Source organism: Pseudoalteromonas sp. PAR1 (assembly GCF_947311895.1).
Taxonomy (GTDB): Bacteria; Pseudomonadota; Gammaproteobacteria; order Enterobacterales; family Alteromonadaceae; genus Pseudoalteromonas; species Pseudoalteromonas lipolytica_C.
Map to the genome: position 1 here is coordinate 21,377 of NZ_CAMZMY010000002.1, position 19,349 is coordinate 40,725.

Sequence of the window (19,349 nt, forward strand, 5' to 3'; positions counted from 1 at the left end):
AACCATTAATGAGTACGATGAAATCTATAAAATATAAAATCTTAAGTGGCGTTTGTGGCCTTGTTTGCACAGCGAGTGTATTTTCAGCAACAGCCCAAATCATTCCTGCCCCACCACAAGTTAATGCGAAAGGTTATTTCTTGGTTGATTTCACCACAGGTAAGGTCATTGCTGAAGGCGAAGCCGATACTAAGCTGGCACCTGCCAGTCTAACCAAGATGATGACCAGTTACGTCATCGGTACTGAAATTAAAGCCGGCAATATCTCACCAACAGATATGGTCACCGTGAGTGAAAAAGCGTGGGCAAAAAACTTTCCTGAATCATCAAAAATGTTCATCGAAGTGGGTAAGCAAATCAGTGTTGACGACCTTAACCACGGTATCATTATTCAATCAGGCAATGATGCGTGCGTAGCAATGGCTGAACACATTGCTGGTAGCGAAAGTGCATTTGCTGATTTAATGAATGCTCACGCTGAAAAGTTAGGCATGACAAACAGCCATTTCGTAAACAGTCACGGATTAGATACTAACGAGCACTTCACAACGCCACGTGATATGGCCACTCTTGGTGCTGCACTTATTCGCGATGTACCAGATGAATACGAAGTATACGCTAAAAAGTCATTCACTTTTAACGGTATTAAACAATATAACCGCAACTCTCTATTATGGGATGAAAGCATGAACGTAGACGGTATTAAAACCGGTCACACGTCAGAGGCGGGTTATAGTCTAGTGAGCTCAGCAACTAAAGACGATATGCGTTTAATCGCTGTTGTAATGGGCGCCGAAAGCGAGCGTGCTCGTAAAGTTGAAAGTAAAAAATTACTAAACTACGGTTTCCGTTTCTTTGAAACGATTACACCATATCAAGCGGGTGACAGCTTTGCAGAGCAACGCATTTGGATGGGTAACAAAGAAAATGTTTCACTGGGTATTTTAGAAGATACGCCAATCACCATCCCACGTGGTCAGCGTAAAAACTTAAAAGCGAACTTTGAGCTTGATAAAACTCTAGAAGCTCCACTTGCTAAAGGTAGTAAAGTTGGCACCTTATTCTTGCAACTGGATGGTGAAGAAATCGCTCAATATCCGTTAGTTACACTTGAAGAAGTAGAAGAAGGCAGCTTCTTCAGCAAGATCTACGATTACTTACGTTTACAGATCATGTAATCTCAGATAAAAGTTTATAAACGCCTTGCACTGCAAGGCGTTTTTTTTTGTCTGAAAAATGATAGAATGCGCCCCATATCAGTCGCGCTGGGTCGAGTGCGTCGTAATTTAAGTCTGCTTACTGCCAAGAACTGGCCGAGAAAGTCTCGATTAAGCACACTCACTGTTTTGAGGAGTCACCGTCGTGGTTCAACCTGTAAAAGATACTAAGTTTGATGAGTATTTAGATTTCCCTTGCCCATTTACTTTTAAAATCATGGGCTTAGCAAACGTAAATCTAACAGACCAGATCCTAGAAAAGCTGCAACCAATTGCACCAGGCGATTATGCGCCAAAGGTAAAACCAAGCAGCAAAGGTAATTACGAGTCAGTCACGCTTGTGGCAACCGTTACAAGTAAAGAGCACATTGAAGAAATCTATAACGTGATCAGCAACATCGATGACGTACGTCACATGCTATAGGCTGATTACGGAGTAAGTCGTGAGCGAAAGAGAATTAATCGTTCGTCAATTAGGTCGTCAGCGTTACATGCCAATTTGGCAAAAAATGCAATCTTTTACCGACACCCGTGATGAGCACACAGCCGATGAAATTTGGCTTGTAGAGCACGAGCCTGTATTTACTCAAGGTCAAGCTGGTAAAGCTGAGCACTTATTAAATACCGGTGATATCGAAGTGATCCAAGTAGACCGCGGTGGTCAAGTAACCTACCACGGGCCAGGTCAGCAAATGATGTATGTACTGTTCAACTTACGTCGTTTAAACATTGGTGTAAGAGAGCTGGTAACTTGGCTTGAAGAGTGCATTATCGACACGTTAAAAGACTACGACATTGATGCTTACGCCAAAGCGGATGCACCGGGTGTCTATGTTAACGATAGTAAAGTTGCCTCATTGGGCTTACGAGTTCGTCGCGGCTGCTCATTCCATGGTTTAGCACTGAATGTAAATATGGACTTGAGTCCGTTTTTACGTATCAACCCATGCGGCTATGCAGGCATGAACATGGTGCAAACAACTGACCTTAATGGTCCGCAAAACCTCGAGCAAGCAGGTGCAGGGCTTGTAAAACACATGATTAAAAAGCTTAATGCTACTGTGGTTAAGCACACTGAAGGGTTTGAAACGAATGAATAAACCAGTCAAAATGGAACCAGGCGTAAAACTGCGTGATGCAGAAAAAATGGCACTGATCCCAGTTAAAGTTTTACCGACTGAAAAAAACGAAATGTTGCGTAAGCCAGAGTGGCTAAAAATTCGCTTACCTAAATCAACTGAACGTATTGATGGTATTAAACAAGCGATGCGTAAACATGGTTTGCACTCAGTTTGTGAAGAGGCTTCGTGCCCTAACCTATCTGAATGTTTCAATCACGGTACAGCAACCTTCATGATCTTAGGGGCTATTTGTACTCGTCGTTGTCCGTTCTGTGATGTTGCTCACGGTCGTCCATTAAAGCCTGATGCAGCTGAACCTGAAAAGCTAGCGCTTACTATTAAAGACATGAAGCTAAGCTATGTTGTAATCACCTCTGTAGACCGTGATGATTTACGTGATGGTGGTGCACAACACTTTGCTGACTGTATTCGTGAAATTCGTAAGCACAACCCAGAGATCACGATTGAAATTCTAGTACCTGACTTCCGTGGTCGCATGGATAGAGCCCTTGATATCTTAATCGAGACACCGCCAGATGTATTTAACCACAACCTAGAAACAGCACCGCGTTTATACAAATTAGCGCGTCCAGGTGCTGACTATAAGTGGTCACTTGAGCTATTACGTCGCTTTAAAGAAGCACATCCGAATGTGAAAACGAAGTCTGGCTTGATGGTAGGTCTAGGTGAAGAAATTAGCGAAATCGAAGAAGTGTTACGTGACTTACGCGAGCATAACGTTGATATGCTAACAGTAGGCCAATACTTACAACCTTCAAAGCACCACTTACCTGTTAAACGCTACGTGCCGCCAGCCGAGTTTGATGCATTAAAAGACTATGCAGACGAAATTGGCTTTACACATGCAGCCTGTGGCCCATTTGTTCGCTCAAGCTACCATGCTGACCAACAAGCAGCTGGTAAAGAAGTAAAATAATAGTTTTACAACTATTTAAAAGCCCGCATTAAGCGGGCTTTTTTATATTCCAAAATATCAGCGCCCATAACGCGCTAAGAACATTTTTACTGTTTCGCTTATTACTTTGTTATCTGAGTCGCCTTCTTGGCGCTCAAAGCCATACAGCAACGGGAAAAAGATCAGAGACTTTAACTGATACACAAACTGTTTTGCTGCAAACTCAACATCATCAATAGCTAAAACCTGTGCTTGCACACCTGCTTCTAAAAACGTCACTAGGTCGTGCATACAGCCCATGTTGTTACTCGCTAATGATTTTGCTAAATCGGGCTGCTGTAACATTTGCATAAAGGCGACTTTCGCTACTTTTAAAAACTCTTCAGAGGTCAAAAGTGCCACTTCTTGCTCGGCAATACGTGTTAACTGCTCTGCAATTGGTAAAGTAGCATCAAATACAACCGCTTGCTCTTGGCGAACTTTTTCAAACATAAACACTAGAATGGCTTGAAACAACACATCTTTATTTTCAAAGTGATTGTATACGGTACGCTTTGAGGCACCCGCTAAGCTTGCAACCTGATCCATACTTGTATGCTCAACACCCTGCTGAAAAAACAATGTTTCAGCTGCATTCAAAATATCTAATCGTTTTCTCTGTGATAATTTCATGGACCCCTCCGATAAGGGCTACTAGTGTAACGCAAAAATAAAAAATGCACTAGATAGTTTACTTTTATAGCAAATCATGAAAAACTACACCGTGCAGTTTACTTATGGTGACGATATGAAATTTCTAAAATGGCTCGCAATCGCCACTCTATGCATCGTGATAGGAGTGTTTGTTATGAATAATCAATTAGCTGCTGAAGGCGTGAGTGATAACAGCCACTCTGCGCAACTGGCTGATGGCAAGTTCCACAATAGTGCTGAAGTAGAAAGACCCAGCTTCAAGAAAACGTTAGCTATCTTCAAACGCTTCATTACTGAAAAGAAAATTGATGCAGAGCCAAAGGGCGAGCTGCCTATGCATTCTGTTTCTCATGCTCAGCTTGAGCGTTTATCAAATGACACAGTGCATTTTGTAAAGCTAGGTCACTCCTCTATTTTAGCGAAAGTGTATGGCGAATACTGGCTATTTGATCCGGTATTTTCAGAGCGCGCTTCGCCTTTTTCATTCATGGGTCCAAAACGCTTTCAACCAACACCAATTAGTATTGAAGAATTACCAAGCATCGCGAAAGTGTTTATCTCACACAACCATTATGATCACTTAGATAAAGCGGCAATTAAACAGCTTGTTGATAAAACAGCCTCTTTTTATGTGCCATTGGGAGTCGAAAACGACCTTAAAAAATGGGGCGTTGATGAACAAAAAGTCCATAGTTTTGATTGGTGGCAAGAGCAAAATATGGCAAATAGCCAAATTGTATTTACACCAACCCAGCACTTCTCTGGTCGAGGTTTAACAGACGGCAATAAAACCCTTTGGGGTTCATGGGCTATTAAAATAAACGACAAGCGCTTTTATTTTAGCGGTGACTCGGGATATTTTGCTGGCTTTAAAGAAATTGGTAATCGTTATGGGCCGTTTGATATTACTTTTATAGAAACCGGTGCTTATGACAAAGATTGGGCTGATATTCACATGACACCAGAGCAATCTGTACAAGCTCATCTCAATTTACAAGGTGATATCATGGTGCCAGTGCATAATGGTACTTTCGATTTAGCATTTCATGCTTGGTATGACCCGCTCAAGCGTGTCACCAAAAAAGCACAACAGGAGCACGTATCGCTAAGTACCCCACTTGTTGGTGAGGTATTTAAAATTCAAGATAACGCAGTTGATAAAGCGTGGTGGTAAAATTGACAGGATGAAAGGTGCATTATTATCCTTTCATCCTGAATAATTAGTTACTTATAGACTCTTTCTAGACAGCCCCCTTCTCGTCCCATATAGTGGAACTCTGTGCAATCAACCAGAAAAACTATGACAACTCACTTAAAATACGCAAGTTTAGCGCTTGCCATTGGTTTATTCGGTTGCTCCGAGCAAGCAACATCAAGCGCTGATGAGCCAAGCGAAAAAAACCTTGAAGCCGTTAATATTGAGAATGTACGCTCACATATTAAAACCCTCGCCTCAGATGAATTCTTAGGTCGCGGTCCTTTAACTGAAGGCGAAACACTAACCATTAATTATTTAGCCGACGAGTATAAAAAACTCGGCTTAAGCGGTAGTTTTAATGGCGAGTTTTTACAGCCAGTTACCATGGCAAAACTCACTCCAGATCAAAACATGACCCTAAAAGTGGGTGATTTAAGCTTTAATGCTGGCAGTGATTTTACCGCCCGTACCCAACAAATTAACCCTGAAATCAACATTGATGGCTCTGATGTTGTGTTTGTTGGCTATGGCATTAATGCACCTGAATATAACTGGGATGACTTTGCAGATATTGATGTAAAAGACAAAACAATCATTGTACTTGTTAATGATCCAGGTTTTGCCACGCAAGATGATGCGCTTTTCACTGGTAACGCTATGACCTATTACGGTCGTTGGACTTACAAATATGAAGAAGGTGCACGACAAGGTGCAAAAGCGGTATTTATCGTTCACGAAACAGCCCCTGCTGCTTATCCTTGGAGTGTAGTAGAAAGCTCGAACACGGGTAGTAAATATACCTTAATCGACCAAGATAAAAATGCTTCTGACATCCCTGTAATGGGTTGGATTGATGAGCAAGCTGCAAATGAGATCTTTGCTCAAGCGGGGCTTGATTATCAAACAGAGAAAGCAAATGCACTAAAAGCCGATTTCAAACCTGTCGACTTAAAAGCAAAAGCAGCGCTGACTCTAAAAAGTGATATCTCTCAAGCACAATCACATAACGTTGTGGCAACACTAAAAGGCAGCGAAACTCCAGATGAGTACATTGTAATTGGTGCACACTGGGATCACTTTGGTACGAAGCAAACTGATGATGGTGTGAAAATCTACAATGGTGCTGTTGATAATGCTTCTGGTACCGCAGCAACAGTTGAAATAGCCCGTATCCTTACTGAAATGCATAAGAAAAAGCCATTTAAACGCTCTATTATCTTTGCCAACTTTACGGCTGAAGAAACTGGGCTTATTGGTTCTGAGCAATTCGCTACTGGCGAAATTGTACCAACCAAACAAATGGTCGCGTTGCTTAATATTGACGGTATGAACGTGCTAGATGGCGTTGACTACATATTGCAATACGGCAAAGGCATGTCTGAAATGGAAGACTACCTTGCAGATGCAGCTAAAGCTCAAGGGCGTCATGTAAAAATGGACCCTCGTCCTCAAAATGGATTGTTCTTCCGCTCTGATCACTTCTCATTGGCTAAACAAGGCGTGCCAAGTTTATTATTTATGAGCTTAGGTGATACTGATCCTGATTATATAGCCCATAAATATCACAAAGAAGCTGACGACTATTCACCCCAATGGTCTATGGGTGGTGTTAAGCAAGATATCGAACTGATCGTTGATATTGCAGCCAAACTTGCTAATAACGGTGACTGGCCAAAATGGAAAGCTGAGTCTGATTTCAAAGCGCGTCGTTTGCAAGACAAGCAATAACCTTCGCTTAGATACAAAACCGAGCTTCATTGCTCGGTTTTTTATGTACAATATGCCAACTTGCTAATTGATTAAACCAACTTAATTATTCTAACGTTACCCGCAGCTCTCTTGATTGAGCAACCCCTTCCTGCCGATGCTCAAATCCAGAATAATCCACATTTACACCGCTAAATTCAAATGCATAACCCCCCGTTTTGCCTTCTGAATCTATCATAGCTAATAGGGCGTTATTGTCTTTACCTGCAAAGTTAGTATTCTCGTACTTAACAAGATACTTAGCTTGTGCACCGATATAATATACGCAATACCCTACAAATAATTGATTATTATCATCATCAGTATAAATAACCCAACCAAATGAGCCGTCTGTCCCCATTGAACGCTGAGTCCATGCACGAGCAAAATGTGGCTCAATGCCTCCACTTTGAGGGTATTGCATTGTCCCTTGCATAGTACCACTTGTTTTATAACGCCATGTTTTGTTGGTGTTATTCACAATTTCAGGCACTATCTGCGTTGAGGCATTCCCTTCATTTTTTAGTATTTCAAACGCTGTATCGGCTAATTGAGTAAATACATCGGATACAGGTCTTCCATCGATTGATACATAAAGTGAACTCATTTTCCTTCTCCTAGTAAATTTTTAGCTAAACCCTCATGGTTCAGTTAAATAGTAAGATGGAGAAATTCACTTGTGTATTACAGATTATTACATGGCTTGAGTACAGAATGCTGTGCAGCAGACATAAAAAAACCGAGCTCGTTGGCTCGGTTTATTATTGGATAGTATTACTCTTTAATCTTAGCCTTTAACGAAAGTGCTTCTTCTTGAACTTCTTCTGGGCCATTTTCGATTACATCTTCAATGGCTTGTAATGCAGCATCAAAGTCGTCGATTTCAATATATGCCCTTGCAAGGTCTAGTTTTGCTGAGTATCCGCCACTTTCGGCATCAACATCTGTTGGGTTGTCACCTGCGAGTAATTCATTAAAATCACTAAGCCCTACATCCATATCAACCTCATCGTAAGGTTCATGGTCTAATGCTTCATCGTCGCTTTGCTCAAGTAACGAGTCAATATCAACAAACTCATCGCCTGTAGACTCAGGCTCTTGAGCTGCTGATACATTATCCTCAGGCTCTGGCTGTGCGTCGTTTTCAATCTGCAAGTCTTCATTTAACAGTGCGTTAAAATCAACATCAAACTCACTGGCATCTGCAATGTCGGCTTCATCTGGCTCTGCTAGCTCATTTAGCAGCGCATCAAAGTCTGTTTGAGTTAAATCAGCCATGAAATCATCGTCGATTTCATCATCAGATAACGTAGTTAAGTCATCACTGCCCACAATTTCTGATTCAATGTCTGCGATGGTGTCAGCTTCGTCTTCATGTTCAATATCGTCAAGGTCTAGCTCAAACTCCGCTTCGCTCTCAAGATTATCGCTATTATCTGCAGCTGTCGGCAGCTCAGACTCTGCACTTGTAACCACTGCATCATTTGACTCTGTTAAGTCATCTTCAGATTCTAGAGCATCTTGCTCAGTAAACTCATTATCTAGCAACAACTCATCGTCAAAGTCATCCTCTAACTGATTAAGTTCATTACCACCCGCCAGTGAATTTGCAAGATCTTGCTCTGCCTGACTTGGCTGTAAAGATAAATCGTCTTGGAACTCATCAATTGAGTCTTCTGACTCAAAACCAGCATCATCTAACTCAAGTTCAGGGTATTCATCAAGTTCTTGACTCGGTGTAACTGTGTCTTGAACGAGAGGCTCATCTTCAACGCCTAGGTCAAATTCATCTGTTAGTTGATCATCGGCAAGAGGATCGTCACCTAAATCTATTTCAACTTCTTCAATATCTTCTTGAGGTTCATCATCAATAGACCAGTCTGGAGCTGCTATATAATCATCTTCGTCTTCACCTATTTCACTTAATAATTCATCAACACTTTTTAGTGATGGATCATCAAATTCATCCAGTGAATCTTCGTCATCTAGTAGATCATCGGTGTCTTCGTTAAACTCGTGATTAAGCGCTTCATCAATATCGACTAAATCAGAAGCCACTGACTCAACATTCAAGTCATCTATTGCTTGGTCTGCATCAGCTAGATCTTCTAGTGACTCTTGTAAACTCTCATCGTGTTCTTGGCTTTGGGCATCATCATGACTTAAGTCATCTATCTGAGCTTGTGTATCTTCTTTAAGTTCATTAGCCTCTTGAATTAACTGTTCAAGCTCGTCATCTGAAACAGCTTCATCATCATCTTCTTCCAGTAGTGAGTCTAAATCGCCCATATCTAAAGAGTCAGCTAACTCGTCCTCAGAACTGCTTGGCTGTGCTTGTTCAACTTCATCAAGTAAAGAATCTATATCGTCTTCTTCAAGTGCATCTTCTGAATCACTTTCTTCAAGATCACCTTCGTCGATTAAAGAGTCAATGTCATCGATATCAAGGCTATCTTCATCGTCTTGCTCGTCGACTAGCTCATCAACCGCAGGCTCTTCAGCTGGTGCCTCTTGCTCGGCTACATCGTCGATTAAAGAGTCAATGTCATCGCTATCAAGGCTATCGTCATCGTCTTGCTCGTCGACTAGCTCATCAACCGCAGGCTCTTCAGCTGCTGCATCTTGCTCGGCTACATCGTCAATTAAAGAGTCAATGTCATCGCTATCAAGGGTATCGTCATCGTCTTGCTCATCGACTAGCTCATCAACCGCAAGCTCTTCAGCTGGAGCCTCTTGCTCGGCTACATCGTCGATTAAAGAGTCAATATCATCGATTTCAAACGTATCGTCATCGTCTTGCTCATCGACTAACTCATCAACCACAGGCTCTTCTGCTGGTGCCTCTTGCTCGGCTACATCGTCGATTAAAGAATCAATATCATCGAGATCAAACGTATCATCATCGTCTTGCTCATCGGCTAAATCATTAGCCTCAACTTCCTCCGCAGTATCATCTATTGACGCATCAAGGTCGTCTTCGTCTAACTCATCTTCGTCAATTAAGTCATCAATATCACTTTGCTGTGCAGGCTGTTCGTTTTTAGTTTCTTCTATTAACGAATCAATATCATCAGAGTCGTCTTCTGCTTGTGTATCATCAATTAAACTATCAATATCGAAATCGTCTTCATCAATGAGTTCTGCTTCAACATTGCCTGTTGTAGGTTGTTCATCGGCAGCATCGAGTAAGTCATCAATATCATCTAAATCAACGTCTTGATTATCATCTGCACTCGCATTTTGCTCATCAATTAAACTATCAATATCAAAATCATCTTCAGCAAGCTCTTCACTAAGAGCCGCCATATCTTCATTTGTATCATCAAGTGAATCATCTGCATCATTGTCGAACAAGTCATCAATATCGTCAGCACTTAAAATATCGCCCGATAAGTCAGTATCTGACTGTTCACTATCCAGATCTATTTCATCACCTAAACTATCGTCTGTTTGGTCAAAATCTTGCTGTAAAAATGCATCCAAATCATCGTCGTCAACGCCCGCTGTCGACTCATCAGCAAACTCAATATCATCGCTAAGCAAACCGTTTAGTTCATCTTGATTTAATACGCTATCGTCGTCATCGAAACTATCATCAATACTGTCGTCGAAAATAATATCATCGTCTGGCAGCATATCTTGATCGTCATCTAATCGGACACTTAGTTCGTCATCATCGTCTGAAGGCTCAGGGACAAGTGGATCAGTTTCTACAATTGGATCAAGATCATCATCTGGCGTATGGACAGGGCTTTGCGGTAAAAACTCATCGTCATCAATATCATCGGTTTCGCTGCTATTGCGTTTTTTCAAGAACATCACAACGGCTGCAATTATCAGCAAAGCCGGTAGAAACATTAAAGCACCGAGAACAAATGGGTTACTCAGAATAGACGAAAAATTAAACCCACTGTCCTCTTCAATCTTTTTTGCTCTTTGCTGCTCTATAATTTCGTTTTGTTTGGCTATCAGCTCTTTAAGCTGCTTTTGGATTTCACTGTCTTGACCAAGTTGATCACGAACAGTCTCAAGCTCCTTAGATATACCCGTTAACTGTTTTTTTAGTTTGTTATTCTCTTCTAAAATTTCTTCTACATTCTCGACCGACGATTTAAATTGCTTTTGCAACTCAACAAGCTGAGTGCCTTGCTCTGCTTTGATCGTATTTATTTCTTGTTTAAGCTCTTGTTTTGCTTCGTCTACATCGACTTTACGAGCCTGCGTTACATTCTTTTGTGATTCATTTATTTCAGCAGTCGTTAACGTGCCGTTTTTCTTTTTTTCCCATAATTCATCATCTTGCTCTGAGCGCGCTTTTGCTAAGGTGGGATTGACCGCACGCATCTCTGCAATTGTTGGGATTTTAAGGTATGCGCCATCGCGCATATGATTAAGGTTTTGGTCTAAAAAAGACGACGGATTTTTGTCATACAATGCTTGCATGACTTGATAGATAGAAACTGAGTTATCAGGACGAATTTTTGCGGCAATACGCCATAACGTATCAGTTGGCTTTATTGGGCCAATTGATCGCCCTTGCTCACCATAGTCGACCCCTTTAGGGCCTTTAAGTGTGGAGCCTTCATCAGAGTATGTCGGTGTAACCACCAATGCAGACGCTAATATGAAGAGTGTTGCTAAACCGCGCATGCTGATCCTTTATGTTTTAAATGTTAACGCAGCAACCTTGGTTGCTTAAACATCAAGTAATTCTTGCAGAATTGATTCTTAATTATGCTTTCTTGCAAGCTCTATTCCAGCTGCAGACTATAAACCAGATGCTAGGCAATATCCATCGCAACACTTTGAAAGTAAATAGCTTAAATATCTACAGCTGAGAGTTTTATTTATTGTTATTGTTAAGTTTATACGCTTTTACAGCGTATGCGGCAATAATTTGGCAGTGAATTCACAAAAAAAGCGGCAAATTGCCGCTCTCTTTCACTTATAGCTCAGCCAAAATCATCAGATTTACAAATAATTTGCGATTAGCTCTTCAGCAATCTGCACACTATTTGTTGCCGCACCCTTACGTGTGTTATCACTAACAACCCACATATTTAAACCATGTGGATGCGAAATATCGGCACGTAAACGCCCTACATACACAGTATCGTTGCCGCTAGCGTCAGACACTGCTGTTGGGTAATCCGCTAAGTCTTCAATAAACTCAACACCTGGTGCATCGTTTAATAGCTGCTTCACATGTTCGATATCTACTGGCATACGCGTTTCAATATTAATCGCTTCACTGTGACCAAAGAACACAGGTACACGAACACAGGTAGGGTTAACCACTACGCTGTTATCACCTAGGATTTTTTGTGTTTCGTTCACCATTTTCATTTCTTCACGTGTATAACCGTTATCTTCAAAGCTGTCGATTTGCGGGATCACGTTAAAAGCGATTTGTTTAGGGAAAACAGTATTATCCATCGGGCGCGCATTCATTAAGTTCGCTGTTTGCTTAGCAAGTTCATCAACGGCTTCTTTGCCTGCACCTGATACTGCTTGATAAGTTGAAACATTAATGCGGTCAATACCATAAGCATCATAAATTGGCTTTAACGCCACCAGCATTTGAATAGTTGAGCAGTTAGGGTTTGCAATAATATTGCGGTTTCTGAAATCAGCTAAACTCGATGCATTCACTTCAGGAATGATTAATGGCACATCGAAGTCATTACGAAAGTATGAGGTATTATCAATTACCACACAGCCAGCATCTGCCGCAATCGGTGCGTATTTTTCAGAGACACTACCGCCTGCTGAAAATAAACCAATGTGAGCTTGGCTAAAATCAAATTCTTCAACATCGATTACTTCAATGCTTTCACCGCGAAATTGAATTTCTTCACCAGCACTGCGGCTGCTTGCGAGTAAAAATAATTGGTCAACTGGAAACTTACGATCTTCTAGGGTTTCGATAATTTGACGACCCACTAAACCAGTGGCACCTAATACGGCTACATTAAATTTTTGCGACATGTGTTTTCCTCTGTTGAATAAAGCAAATGGCTTTATTCGTTAATTCTAAATCCCAGTGCAGCTAATGCGCCTTCACATGCACTGTTGGCAGCCACCGATAAAGTACTAAACTCTCGTCGTGGCGGGTAATTCTTGCGTAAACTATCAAAGCCTTCGCTTGCTAATTTACTTCGTAAAATGCCATCGTCACGACGCACATCATAAATTAGATGCACTAAGCGACCTATATCGTCTAGATTAAAGGTTTCACCTAGTGTGACACAATGGCTGATTGGCTCCGGTAAAAAATCGTCCAGAGACTTAAGCGCTACGATGCCTTCAAGCTCACACACTTGCTGATACAGCATTTGTGTGCCGCGAGCTTTGCCTTCGAGTGTATGCCCTGCAATATGCACACTGGCATAACGCACATAATCAAGCAAAGGAGTCAGTATATTGGGTTCATTTTCCCAAACATCAAGCACGCAATCTAATTGGGCACCTTGTTCAAACAATGCTAGCAATGCTTGGTTATCAATTACATCACCACGGCTTGCATTGATAATTGTCATTCCAGGCTTAAGTGCCTTTAAGCGTGTTTCATTAAGCATGTGCAAGGTTTTATGTGGCCCCTGCTTAACTAATGGCACGTGAAAAGTCACAATATCAGCTTGAGCTAGTAATGTGTCTAACTCAATGTGTTCTGCAAGTTCACCAGCTTCATGCTTTGGTGGGTCACATAGCAACACATTCATACCGAGCAGGCTTAACTTATCACGTAAGCAGCTTCCTATACTGCCAACACCAACTATCCCTATGGTTTTACCCTGTAATGAGCTGGCATTTTCTTGGCTCAAGGCATATAAGCTACTAATAACATATTCAGCTACCGCCACGGCATTACAACCAGGGGCGCTGCTAAATGCGATATTTCGCTCAGCAAGTAATTCGGTATCAATGTGATCAACACCAATGGTTGCTGTGCCCACAAATTTTAATTTATCTGCTTGAGTTAGTAGGGCTTTATCTACATTGGTCACCGAGCGAGTTAACAAAATGTCGACTCCAACTAGCTGCTCTGGTTGTAGATTACGGCCATCAAATCGCTCAACATCACCAAAATCGGCAAAGTACTGCTCAACCAATGGCATATTTTGATCTGCAAGAATTTTCATTTGTGTGTCCGAGAGGCAGAAAGTGGCGCTATTGTAGCGAATTTATCGGTATTCGGATAGGTAACAACTAAGACGATTTTGGGGTTATTTATACCCAAACCACCTCAAGGTGCGAGTTTCAGTTGGAATTAAAAGCGATAATGAAAAAGCCGAGCAATTGCTCGGCTTTAAGCAAATACTGGAGAGGTTTAACCTTTATATTTGCTCATTACGAGAGTGGCGTTCGTGCCACCAAAACCGAAGCTGTTAGACATAACTGTATTTAGTTCAACGTCTTTACGCTCAGTTACGATATTTAGACCTTGTGCTTGCTCATCCAGTTCATCAATGTTGATTGATGGAGCAACAAAGTTATGCTCAAGCATTAATAGCGAGAAAATTGCTTCGTGTACGCCTGCAGCACCTAAAGCATGACCTGTCATCGCCTTAGTTGCACTGATCATTGGAGAGTTACCACCAAATACTTCTTGGATAGCACCAAGCTCTTTAACATCGCCAACTGGTGTTGAAGTACCATGAGTATTTAAGTAATCAATACCACCTTCAAGGCCTTGCATTGCTTGCTTCATACAACGTACAGCGCCCTCACCTGATGGAGCTACCATGTCGTAACCGTCAGAAGTTGCACCGTAGCCTGTGATTTCTGCATAGATGTGCGCACCACGAGCAAGTGCATGCTCTAATTCTTCAACAACAACGATACCGCCACCGCCAGAGATAACAAAACCGTCACGGTTTGCATCGTATGTACGTGATGCTTTCTCTGGTGTTTCATTATACTTAGTAGACAATGCACCCATTGCATCGAATTCCATTGCAAGTGTCCAGTGAAGCTCTTCACCACCACCTGCAAAAATAACGTCTTGCTTACCTAGTTGAATTTGCTCAACCGCATGACCAATACAGTGTGCCGATGTCGCACACGCAGAACTGATTGAGTAGTTAACACCTTTAATTTTAAAAGGTGTTGCAAGACATGCAGAAGTCGTGCTCGCCATAGTACGTGGTACCATGTAAGGACCAACACGTTTTACGCCTTTTTCACGTAAAATGTCAGCTGCCTCAACTTGCCACTTAGATGAACCACCACCTGAACCCACTAATAAACCAGTGCGCTCGTTTGAAACTTGCTCTTCACTAAGGTCTGCATCTTCAATTGCTTGTGCCATTGAGATATAAGCGTATGCAGCTGCATCGCCCATAAAACGCATTGCTTTACGATCAACAAACTCTTTAACATCAATATCGATTTTGCCCGATACGTTACTACGTAGGTTGTAGTCGGCAAATTCTTGGTTGAATGCAATACCACTGCGGCCTTGTTTTAATGATTCTAATACTTCTTCTTTGTTGTTACCGATGCTTGAAACAACACCGATGCCCGTAATAACGGCTCTTCTCATGGGTAATTACCTTAGCTCTATACTAAATTGTGTTCTATTTTACGCTGAAATTACTTTCGAAGTGGTCAGCTTTCTAGCGTACACTTGTACTCTGAATGTCTAGCTTATAAATAACGCCAGACTATTTCAAAGAAAACACGTAAAATAATTAAAAAAAGTTTGTAGTTAATTAGTTAAACCATGATCAAAAACGCACATATTCATTTTAATCACCTTGGTACCCCTGTCGCCGATCAGTTTGACGATGTTTATTTCTCTAACGACGATGGCTTAGCCGAATCACATTATGTTTTTTACCAACAAAACAATATCCCGCAACGATTACAAAATCATGACCGTAACCACTTTGCCATTGCTGAAACAGGCTTTGGTACTGGGCTTAACTTTTTAAATACCTGGCAACATTTTGCTGCTCACCTTGATAGGCAGCATGCAGAGCTAGAAGTTCAAAATCAACACGACCTTAGTGGCAATAAATGCGTAAATAGACTGCACTTTATCTCATTCGAGAAATACCCTATTAAGCGTGATGACCTCACACAAGCACTTAAAGCCTGGCCTAATTTAAGCGATTATAGTGAGCAACTGATTGCTCAATACCCTATTAATTTGGCCGGTTGTCATCGTCTTGAATTTGCTGGCGGCAAGCTAATACTCGACCTTTATTTTGGTGACGTACAAGACAGCATCGATACCATGAGCTACCCAAGTGAAGGGGTTATCGATGCCTGGTATTTAGATGGCTTTGCTCCAAGTAAAAACCCAGATATGTGGCAGCAAAGTTTGTTTAACAAAATGCGAACTATTTCAAGAGCAAAAGCCACACTCGCCACTTTCACTGCAGCTGGCTTTGTAAGAAGAGGGCTAATCGAAGCAGGCTTTAGCATGAGTAAAGCAAAAGGCTACGGTAAAAAGCGCGAAATGCTGATTGGTAAGCTAACCGAGCCTAACCAGCAACAATCAGGACCCGCGTATTTTGCTCACCAACAAAGTGAACTGAGTAATGTAGCTGTTATCGGCGGCGGTATTGCCAGTAGCAGTGTACTGTATTCACTGGCTAAAAGAGGCCTGAATGCCACACTTTTTTGCCAAGATAAAGCCCTTGCCATGGGCGCTTCGCACAATGTACAAGGGGCTGTTTATCCGCATTTACAAGCGAAGAATTCACCGCACAGTGAAATGTTTGCCCATAGTTTTTTATATGCGATGCGTCTTTACCAGCAATTGCTTGATGATGGTTTTGACTACCCTCACCAGTGGTGTGGTGTATTGCAACATGCGGTTAAACAAGGCCTAGCTGATAAACATCAAAACCTTGCCGATAAAGAACTTTGGCCAACTGAGTTAATGCGCAATGTAAGTGCCGAAGAAGGTGATAAAATTGCCGGTGTAGATACTGGTTACTCAGGTGTGTTCTTTGCAAAAGGCGGTTGGGTAAATCCACCAGCACTTGTTACAGCATTATTTAAAGCAGCAAACTCCTTAAGTACGAGTAACAATAGTAAAATAGATAGCCACTTTAATTGCCATATTGAAAAACTCGAAAAAACCGCTGACGGCTGGCTGTTACACACAAAAGAGCAAACATTTGGGCCTTTTAGCGATGTAATTAACTGTGCTGGTGAACACAGCGATCAGTTTAGCCAAACTCACACACTCCCCGTTGTCGGTGTGCGCGGCCAAGTCTCTCATGTACAAGCAAGCGAGCAGTCAAAACGCCTGAAAACCGTGCTTTGCCATAAAGGCTATTTTACTCCTGAATATCAGGGTCATCATTGTATGGGCGCGACCTTTGAAAAAAACTCAAAAAGCCGTGAAGTTAAAGAGCAAGACAACCACACTAATCGCGAGCAATTACTAAACTTTTACCCCAACTGCGAGTTTGCCAATAGCTTAGGCGAGATAACAGCCGCTAAAGCAGCGGTTAGATGTACCTTCATCGACCACCTTCCTATGGCTGGTGAGTGGGCTGAACAAAGTGATTATGTAAGCGCGTTTGCCAATCTACGCTTGGGTAAGCGTTATCAATACCAAGCTTTAACGAAACCTCAGCAAGGATTACATGTGCTTACGGGCTTTGGCGCAAGAGGCCTGTGTAGTGCCCCTTTATGTGCTGAGCATTTAATTGCTTGTTTAAACAATGAACCAAGACCATTTAGTGAACGTGTGAGCCAAGCCATTCACCCCGCCCGCTTTATTGTACGCGATTTAATTCGCAATAAAATTTAGCGGCTGGATGGGGCTTTAATTAGCCCCATTATTGTTCTTGATTACAATTTCGTTTTTAGTTTCCCCTTTAAAAATAATTCCTCACCCCAAGGTCTTTACTTACACAGTAATTAGAAGGAGTTTGATATGAAGACCTTAATCATTGGCGCCACAGGTCAAATAGGTAAAATGACCACCGAAAAAATGCTGGCAAGCGGTCATGACGTAGTCGCTTTAGTTCGAGACAAAAGCAAACTGAGTACGCTTGAAAGTAATAATTTAACGATTGTAGAGCAAGACCTCGAAAATGATTTTAGCCGTGCTTTCGAAGGCGTTGAACAAGTAATTTTTAGTGCTGGTTCTGGTGGTTCAACAGGTGCAGATAAAACCTTACTGATAGATTTATGGGCCGCTGTTAAAGCGATTAATTATGCGGCAGATGCCAAGGTTAAGCACTTTATTATGGTCAGCTCTATTGGTGCTGATGCCCCAGACAACATTGAAAGCAGTATAAAACCGTATTTAGTTGCTAAGCATATGGCTGACCAGCATTTAATCAGTAGCGAATTAAATTACAGCATAGTCAGACCTGGCACTCTGTTAAATGATGCAGCAACGGGATTATTAACTACCACACGCCCTGCAACCCGCCAAGATGCGGTGATCAACCGTGAAGATGTGGCCGATACCCTGCTATACCTTGCTGAACATACACCGAAAAAGCCAAGAGTGTTTGAATTGTTTAATGGTGATAAATCAATCGACAGCCTTCTGAGCGATTGAATACGTATGCATAAGAAATAAGATTGAGAAAGCGCGTAAAGCACTTTAGTTTATTGTTTACATAATAATAACAAAGGTGCTTTATGCGTCATTTTGCTTTTCTTTTTTGCTTTGCTTTTACGTCGGCTTGTTTCGCTGCACCGGTAAAAGTACAAAGCTACAGTGGCGATACCTCCCTTCCCCACAAATTACTGATCAGCGCCATTGAACGTGCTGGCTTAGAGTATGTTCACCCTTACGAAACCAATAAAGATATCTCTAATGCACGTATCTTAAACGATGTAAAAAACAACCAACTGGATGTGATGTGGAGCATGACATCTACTCAATTAGAGCAAGATTATCAAGCTGTTTATATTCCCTTGTTTCGTGGCTTACTTGGCATGCGAGTCGCGATTGTAAAAGCACAAAATCGCGAGCTGTTTAGCACGGTAACTAGTTTACAGGATTTAAAACGCTTCACCGCTGGGCAAGGTAAAACTTGGCCAGACACGAAAATATTAAAAGCGAATCAACTGCCCGTTATTACCACATTAAAATACCCTAACTTGTTTCCAATGCTTGAGGGCGAGCGCTTTGACTACTTCCCACGTGGGGTGAATGAACCTTGGGATGAAATTGCCAATCACTCAGAGCTTAACCTCACTGTTGAGCCATACTTAGTTATTAAGTACACCGCACCACTTTACTTTTTCGTCAACAAAAACAATCACACACTACATAAACAGCTAAATGATGCCCTAAACGAGATGATTGCCGATGGCACATTTAACGCCATGTTTTTGGCAGACAGCCAAGTACAAACGGTTTTATCAAAAGCCAATTTAAGCTCGCGTCGCGTTATTGAGCTAGATAACCCAACGTTATCGTCGAACACACCTAATAAAAATAGCCCTTTGTGGTTTAACCCATTTCAATGAGC

15 protein-coding genes are annotated in these 19,349 nt (G+C 41.7%); 9 read left to right on the forward strand and 6 right to left on the reverse strand.

What is annotated here, in order from left to right; translation table 11 throughout:
• The first annotated feature begins 17 nt into the window (after positions 1 to 17).
• From QL229_RS01590 to lipA, 4 genes are all read left to right on the forward strand, one after another.
• Positions 18 to 1,178: a serine hydrolase gene (locus QL229_RS01590; RefSeq protein ID WP_199527570.1), complete on the forward strand. Its 1,161-nt coding sequence runs from the start codon at positions 18 to 20 to the stop codon at positions 1,176 to 1,178.
• A 184-nt stretch (positions 1,179 to 1,362) separates the two neighbouring features.
• Entirely contained in the window at positions 1,363 to 1,641 is a 279-nt protein-coding gene (ybeD, locus tag QL229_RS01595; RefSeq protein ID WP_135924118.1) for a DUF493 family protein YbeD, read from the forward strand.
• Between the two features lie 19 nt (positions 1,642 to 1,660).
• Positions 1,661 to 2,317 carry a lipoyl(octanoyl) transferase LipB gene (lipB, locus tag QL229_RS01600; RefSeq protein ID WP_135924117.1) on the forward strand — a complete coding sequence of 219 codons (657 nt, stop codon included), beginning with the start codon at positions 1,661 to 1,663 and terminating at the stop codon, positions 2,315 to 2,317.
• Positions 2,310 to 3,275: a lipoyl synthase gene (gene lipA / locus QL229_RS01605; RefSeq protein WP_130051157.1), complete on the forward strand. Its 966-nt coding sequence runs from the start codon at positions 2,310 to 2,312 to the stop codon at positions 3,273 to 3,275. Before lipB ends, lipA begins: the two co-directional genes overlap by 8 nt.
• A 57-nt stretch (positions 3,276 to 3,332) precedes the next feature.
• Here the strand turns inward: lipA and QL229_RS01610 are convergent, their stop codons facing one another.
• Positions 3,333 to 3,926 carry a TetR/AcrR family transcriptional regulator gene (locus tag QL229_RS01610; RefSeq protein WP_138558622.1) on the reverse strand — a complete coding sequence of 198 codons (594 nt, stop codon included), beginning with the start codon at positions 3,924 to 3,926 and terminating at the stop codon, positions 3,333 to 3,335.
• Between the two features lie 175 nt (positions 3,927 to 4,101).
• Here QL229_RS01610 and QL229_RS01615 point away from each other — a divergent pair, with 175 nt between their 5' ends.
• Entirely contained in the window at positions 4,102 to 5,121 is a 1,020-nt protein-coding gene (locus QL229_RS01615; RefSeq protein ID WP_281546435.1) for an MBL fold metallo-hydrolase, read from the forward strand.
• A 126-nt stretch (positions 5,122 to 5,247) separates the two neighbouring features.
• The gene (locus QL229_RS01620) at positions 5,248 to 6,873 is read left to right on the forward strand and encodes a M28 family metallopeptidase (protein ID WP_138558632.1); all 1,626 of its coding nucleotides are present in this window, start codon (positions 5,248 to 5,250) and stop codon (positions 6,871 to 6,873) included.
• An 85-nt stretch (positions 6,874 to 6,958) separates the two neighbouring features.
• On the opposite strand, the gene QL229_RS01625 is transcribed toward QL229_RS01620, so the two are convergent.
• From QL229_RS01625 to fabB, 5 genes are all read right to left on the reverse strand, one after another.
• Positions 6,959 to 7,498, reverse strand: coding sequence for a hypothetical protein (locus QL229_RS01625; protein ID WP_138558620.1), 540 nt, complete (start codon positions 7,496 to 7,498; stop codon positions 6,959 to 6,961).
• A gap of 167 nt (positions 7,499 to 7,665) precedes the next feature.
• Positions 7,666 to 11,541, reverse strand: a complete 3,876-nt coding sequence (locus QL229_RS01630) for a FimV/HubP family polar landmark protein (RefSeq protein WP_281546436.1) — start codon at positions 11,539 to 11,541, stop codon at positions 7,666 to 7,668.
• Between the two features lie 321 nt (positions 11,542 to 11,862).
• Entirely contained in the window at positions 11,863 to 12,879 is a 1,017-nt protein-coding gene (locus tag QL229_RS01635) for an aspartate-semialdehyde dehydrogenase (RefSeq protein ID WP_138556953.1), read from the reverse strand.
• Positions 12,880 to 12,911: 32 nt separating this feature from the next.
• Complete coding sequence (locus tag QL229_RS01640; protein ID WP_138556954.1) at positions 12,912 to 14,033, reverse strand: 4-phosphoerythronate dehydrogenase; 1,122 nt, start codon at positions 14,031 to 14,033, stop codon at positions 12,912 to 12,914.
• 188 nt (positions 14,034 to 14,221) lie between these two features.
• Entirely contained in the window at positions 14,222 to 15,436 is a 1,215-nt protein-coding gene (fabB, locus tag QL229_RS01645; protein ID WP_138556955.1) for a beta-ketoacyl-ACP synthase I, read from the reverse strand.
• Between the two features lie 180 nt (positions 15,437 to 15,616).
• Here fabB and mnmC point away from each other — a divergent pair, with 180 nt between their 5' ends.
• The 3 genes from mnmC (at position 15,617) to QL229_RS01660 (ending at position 19,347) form a co-directional block, all read left to right on the forward strand.
• Entirely contained in the window at positions 15,617 to 17,665 is a 2,049-nt protein-coding gene (mnmC, locus tag QL229_RS01650) for a bifunctional tRNA (5-methylaminomethyl-2-thiouridine)(34)-methyltransferase MnmD/FAD-dependent 5-carboxymethylaminomethyl-2-thiouridine(34) oxidoreductase MnmC (RefSeq protein WP_138556956.1), read from the forward strand.
• Between the two features lie 126 nt (positions 17,666 to 17,791).
• Positions 17,792 to 18,427 (forward strand): SDR family oxidoreductase, encoded by a 636-nt coding sequence (locus QL229_RS01655; protein WP_138556957.1) that lies wholly within the window; start codon positions 17,792 to 17,794, stop codon positions 18,425 to 18,427.
• Between the two features lie 83 nt (positions 18,428 to 18,510).
• On the forward strand, positions 18,511 to 19,347 hold the full coding sequence (locus QL229_RS01660) for a transporter substrate-binding domain-containing protein (RefSeq protein ID WP_138556958.1): 837 nt from the start codon (positions 18,511 to 18,513) through the stop codon (positions 19,345 to 19,347).
• The last annotated feature ends 2 nt before the right edge of the window (positions 19,348 to 19,349 follow it).